The following is a 646-nucleotide window of genomic DNA, read 5'->3' as shown; positions in this document are numbered from 1 at the left end:
GGCGCCTGGAACTGGCGGTTGACCCGGTCGAGCGGGCATGCGGCGGCCGGATTGCTGATCGTGGTGCGCACGGTCCTGCCGCGCACCACACCCTTCAGGCCCATCTGCCGCATCAGGCGCGACACGGTGCAACGGGCGACGCCAATCCCTTCACGCCGAAGCTGGCGCCAGATCTTGCGGACCCCGTAAACCTCGAAGTTCGCCTCGAAAACCCGGCGGATGTCGTCGCGAAGGCCGGCGTCACGGCGTTCGCGAGCCGGTGCCCGTCCGGGATCCGCCCGCCGAGCCGCATGCTCGCGATAGGTCGACGGGGCGATCGGCAGCACCTTGCAGATCGGCTCGACCCCGTAGACGTCACGATGGTCGTCGATGAACGCCTTCATCGTTTGAACGGGCGGTCGAGCTCCGCCTGGGCAAAATACGCCGACGCCTTGCGCAGGATCTCGTTGGCCTGGCGAAGCTCGCGGACTTCCCGCTCCAGCGCCTTGATCCGCTCCCGCTCCTCACTGGTCGGCCCGGCTCGAACGCCCAGATCGCGCTCCGCCTGCCGCACCCAGCCGCGCAACGTCTCGGCCGTGCAGCCGATCTTCGCCGCGATCGAGCCCATCGCCGCCCATTGCGAGGCATGCTCATTCTGATGCTCAAG

1 pseudogene and 1 other annotated feature are annotated in these 646 nt (G+C 68.3%); the pseudogene reads right to left on the bottom strand.

Annotated elements, in window-relative coordinates:
• A pseudogene (locus IEW15_RS25635) lies at positions 1-646 on the bottom strand (IS3 family transposase); the annotation flags it as partial.
• Positions 309-425: a sequence feature (AL1L pseudoknot), on the bottom strand. Its footprint overlaps the pseudogene before it by 117 nt.

Source organism: Tistrella bauzanensis, from assembly GCF_014636235.1.
GTDB lineage: Bacteria > Pseudomonadota > Alphaproteobacteria > Tistrellales > Tistrellaceae > Tistrella > Tistrella bauzanensis.
The sequence above is the reverse complement of the archived record's forward strand: the minus strand, read 5'-3'. Positions and strand labels throughout refer to the sequence as shown.